This window comes from Dietzia maris (assembly GCF_014144855.1).
In the GTDB taxonomy this organism is placed as follows: domain Bacteria; phylum Actinomycetota; class Actinomycetes; order Mycobacteriales; family Mycobacteriaceae; genus Dietzia; species Dietzia kunjamensis.
Window position 1 is genome coordinate 1 of the sequence record NZ_JAALDN010000361.1, and the last position, 4,155, is coordinate 4,155.

4 protein-coding genes and 1 pseudogene are annotated in these 4,155 nt (G+C 69.4%); 1 reads left to right on the top strand and 4 read right to left on the bottom strand.

All coding sequences use genetic code 11. The annotated features are described in order from the left end of the window. The coding region (locus tag G6024_RS11950; RefSeq protein ID WP_182640374.1) for an anti-sigma factor at positions 1–480 on the top strand (480 nt) is incomplete at its 5' end. Positions 481–539: 59 nt separating this feature from the next. On the opposite strand, the gene G6024_RS11955 is transcribed toward G6024_RS11950, so the two are convergent. From G6024_RS11955 to G6024_RS16720, 4 genes and pseudogenes are all read right to left on the bottom strand, one after another. After that, the gene (locus G6024_RS11955; protein WP_172812182.1) at positions 540–1,856 is read right to left on the bottom strand and encodes a class I SAM-dependent methyltransferase; all 1,317 of its coding nucleotides are present in this window, start codon (positions 1,854–1,856) and stop codon (positions 540–542) included. Next, positions 1,853–3,325, bottom strand: coding sequence for an FAD-binding oxidoreductase (locus G6024_RS11960; RefSeq protein ID WP_069389926.1), 1,473 nt, complete (start codon positions 3,323–3,325; stop codon positions 1,853–1,855). Before G6024_RS11960 ends, G6024_RS11955 begins: the two co-directional genes overlap by 4 nt. A gap of 10 nt (positions 3,326–3,335) precedes the next feature. Next, positions 3,336–3,908, bottom strand: a pseudogene (locus tag G6024_RS11965) (sterol desaturase family protein); the annotation flags it as partial. Then, positions 3,859–4,014 (bottom strand): hypothetical protein, encoded by a 156-nt coding sequence (locus G6024_RS16720; RefSeq protein ID WP_156523633.1) that lies wholly within the window; start codon positions 4,012–4,014, stop codon positions 3,859–3,861. The pseudogene G6024_RS11965 and the gene G6024_RS16720, both read right to left, overlap by 50 nt. Positions 4,015–4,155: the final 141 nt, after the last annotated feature.

Sequence of the window (4,155 nt, forward strand, 5' to 3'; positions counted from 1 at the left end):
CCCGGTTCGCTGTCGTTTCTCGCCGCCGCGGCGGCCGCCGTGGTGCTGGTCGCCGGTGGCGTGACCATCGGTCGCATCACCGACAACGCAGGGGGCGACAGCTCGGTGCCCGTCGCGGCCCCGCCGTCGATGCCCGGCAAGGTCACCTCGCTGCTGGCGGCGGAGGACCTCGCGGTGGTCCGCGGCCAGGTCGGCGCGACCGGTACCGCCACCGTCCTGGCGTCCAAGACGGAGGACATGGCGGTCATCTCGATGACCGACCTCCCCGAGCCGGCCACCGGCCGCGCCTACCAGCTGTGGTTGATGGGTGACCACGAGCCCATCTCGGCGGGGACGATGGAGTCCGGCCAGGTCGGACCGTCGCCCTCGGCGCAGATCGACGGCATCCGCAACTCCGAGCAGATCGGCATCACCGAGGAGCCCGCGGGGGGATCGCCGGCGCCGACCGGTCAGGTCCTCCTGGCCGTCGACATCGACTGACCCGGCGTTCCGGCTCGCAGGCGATGCCCGCGCGGGCGGCTGCCCCTCGGAGGCCTTCGTCAGGCCTGCCACCACGGCCGCAGCGGCACATCCCAGGTCATGGTGTCGCCCAGCCGGACCGCGAGGATCTGGTGCAGCTGGATCTTGTTGTGTTCGAACCCGTACTGGCACGCGCCCATGTAAAGGCCCCACAGTTTGGCCATGGGCTCGTCGACCTCCTCCACGGCGTCGTCCCAGTGCTCGACCAGGTTGGCGCACCAGTCCCGCAGGGTGAACGCGTAGTGCTGGCGCAGGTTCTCCTCGTGCACCACCTCGAAGCCCGCGTTCTCGGCCTCCAGGTGCACGGTCCCGGCGCCCGCGAGCTCGCCGTCGGGGAAGATGTACCGGTCGATGAACTGGCCCGCCTTGACCGTGCGCGAGTTGTCCGGCCGGGTGATGCAGTGATTGAGCAGGCGCCCGCCGGGCCGCAGATAATTGTGCAGCCGGGTGAAGTAGTCGTGGTAGTTCTTGCGGCCGATGTGCTCGGTGATGCCGATCGAGCTGACGGCGTCGAAGTCGCGTTCGGGTACGTCCCGATAGTCCTGCAACCGGACCTCCGCGAGGTCACCCAGTCCGTCGCGCGCGATCGCGGCCTGTCCCCACTCGGCCTGCTCCTTGGCCAGGGTCACGCCGATCACCCGCACGCCCCGCGCGGCGGCGTAGCGGACCATGCCGCCCCAACCGCACCCCACGTCGAGCAGCCGGTCGCCGGCCTGGAGACCCAGCTTGTCGAACACCAGCCGGTACTTGTTCTCCTGCGCCTCCTCGAGGGAGGTGTCGGGGGCGGTGTAGCAGGCGCACGTGTACGTCATGGATTCCCCGAGGATCCACTCGTAGAAGCGGTTCGACACGTCGTAGTGGTAGCTGACGACCTCGGAGTCCCGCTCCTTGGAGTGTCGGCGCATCCCCGACACCACCCGCTTCCACGCGGGCTTGACCTCCATGGGCGGCGTGGGGAGGAATCTGATGTTCTCCGTGCCCACCGCCCGGGCGATCCGGGCGAGGGTCCGGGCATCGGGGGTGCGGGTCATGTGTTTGCGGAAGACCTCGAGCGCCCCGAACACGTCGTGGGGCGCCCCGGGGTGGACACCGTCCATCTCGAGTTCACCCATGAGGTAGGCCCGCGCGAGCCCGAGGTCACCGGGGGCGGTGACGAAGTACTGCAGCGCCTTCTCGCTCTTCAGCCGCAGCACCAGGTCACTGTTCTCCGGTCCGATCGAGGACCCGTCGTAGGCCTCGATCCGCAGGGGCGGTTCACCGGCGGCGAAGGCGCCGATGATCTCGCCGATCGTCATCTTCCCCGGGGCACCAGCGGTCCCCGCACTCGTCGTGGTCACCGTGCACCCACCGCCTTGTCGTAGAGGGTCGCGAACCGGCCCTCGGGATCGAATTCCGTCTTGAGCCTGCCCGCGTGGTCACCGCCGTAGAGCTGGGCGAACTCCTCGCGGGAGTAGAAGACCTCCGAGTACAGCGACTTGTGACCGCCGAGTGCGGAGACCTCCTCCTCGATGCGCCGGTTCCACGCCCCCTCGGCCGTGCCGGGTCCGATCGGCGCGGACGACCAGAAGCCGATGTTGACGTAGGTCGTCTCCGGGGCCAGCGGGTACAGCGGCCAGGGCCGGTCGGAACCGGGGCCGCCGCCCACGCCGGGCGAGGGGCTGGACTCGCGCAGGCGCAGCGGGCAGATCCACAGCGGCTCGATGGGCACCTCGCGCAGGAACCACCCGAGGAAGTCGGCGGTGTGGTCGATGGTGACCTCCACGTCCTGCACCACCCGCTCGCGCGGGCCCTCGCCCTTGAGCGCGCCGATCCTGTTGCCCAGGTCGTATTTGTGGTCCAACCCGATGATCTTCCAGTACGCCGCGCTCCTCAGCAGCTGTTGCGGCCAGAACCTGCGGATGCGCGGGTTCTGCACGCCGAACGCCCGCGAGCACCAGAACCAGTCCGTGTCCCAGCGCCAGAGGTAGTCGCGGATCGTCAGGCGGTCGCGCTCCACCGAGCCGGCGGGACCGCCGTGCTGGATCGAGCGGTAGAAGATCGCCTGCTTGTCGGCCACCCCGGTGTAGTCCGAGACGGGCCCCGGCTCGTCGGTCCGCCGACCCAGGCACAGGTACGACTCGTCGGCCGAGAACACGACCCCGTCGAGGAAGTCGACCTCCTCGTCGTCGTATCGCTCGTCCTCGCTGATCCGCGCCAACGCCGCCTCGAGCGCGGTGAGGGAGTCGAACCGTACGTGTCGCAGTTCCACGAAGCGTCCCACCGGCTCGAGTGCGATCCGCAGCCGCACCGCGTACCCGAGCGAGCCGTAGGAGTTGGGGAAGCCACGGAAGAGCGCGCGTTCGCGCTCGGTGCCGTCGGGGCGGGCGGTGACGATCTCGCCGGTGCCGGTGAGCACGTCCATCTCGAGCACGGACTCGTGCGGTAGGCCCAGGCGGAACGAGGAGGACTCGATGCCCAGCCCGGTGACCGCGCCACCGAGGGTGATGGTCTTGAGCTGCGGCACCACGTACGGCATCAGCCCGTGCGGCAGCGTCGCGTCGACCAGGTCCTCGTAGGTGCACATGCCCTGGACGTCGGCGGTGCGCGCCCCGGGGTCGACGGAGATGACGCGCGTGAGACCGGAGGTGTCGAGACCGGGCGACGACGACGAGGCGCGCGGCCGGAACAGGTTGGACGTCCGCTTGGCCAGCCGAACCGGTTCACCTGCGGGCACGGCCCGGAAGCTCTCGACCAGTCGCCGCACGCCTTCGTCATGTCGGGCGGTACCCACGACGAGTGGGTCGGCGAGGCTGGTGGCAGTTCCCATGCGCCCCACCCTAGTGCGGCTCGGGGACCCCGGCGCATGATCGGGGGATGGGTGCCGGCACCGGGGCGGGCCTCCACCCCGGTGGGCCGAACGCGTAGCCGAGCCGCTCGCGCCAGCTCGCGGCACCGCGGAGGTCCCGCCAGATGGCGACGTACTCGTGCGTCTGGAGCCAGAACGGGTTGTGCGAGGTCACCGGCGTCGTGAGCCCGTAGGTGGGCCGGTGGGTCTCGGGGCGGAAGGTGCCGAACAGGCGGTCCCAGATGATGAGGATCCCGCCGTAGTTGCGGTCCAGGTATTCGGCGTCGCTGCCGTGGTGCACGCGGTGGTGAGAGGGGGTGTTGAACACGAACTCGACCGGTCCGGGCAGCCGACCGATGCGCTCGGTGTGCACGAAGAACTGGTAGACGAGCGAGATCGAGAACCCGGTGAAGACCATCCACGGCGGCACCCCCAACAGCGGTAGAGGCAGCCAGGCGACGATCTCCCCGGAGTTGTTCCACTTCTGGCGCAAGACGGTCGCGAAGTTGTAGTACTCACTCGAATGGTGGGCCTGGTGGGTGGCCCAGACGAGCCGGATCCGGTGCCGAGATCCACTCGATGGCGACGAGCGCGATGAACACCGGAAGTGCCAGCAGAACCGGCTCGTGCAACGGATCCGCGAGGGCCCCCAGCGACTCGGAGTACCCCATCTCGTTCAGATCTCGATTGTGACACCACTCACAGACAATCGGGGCATCAGGCCCGGTCGGGCCGCGCAGGTGCAATACCCTCGCGACAGCACCGGCCCCGAGTGCCTGTGTCGCGCAACCGACTCGAAGAGGAGGACCCAC

Bases quoted from the DNA above. Each gene is read 5' to 3' on its own strand.
- G6024_RS11960 (WP_069389926.1), bottom strand. From the start codon at position 3,325: ATGGGAACTGCCACCAGCCTCGCCGACCCACTCGTCGTGGGTACCGCC.
- G6024_RS16720 (WP_156523633.1), bottom strand. From the start codon at position 4,014: ATGGGGTACTCCGAGTCGCTGGGGGCCCTCGCGGATCCGTTGCACGAG.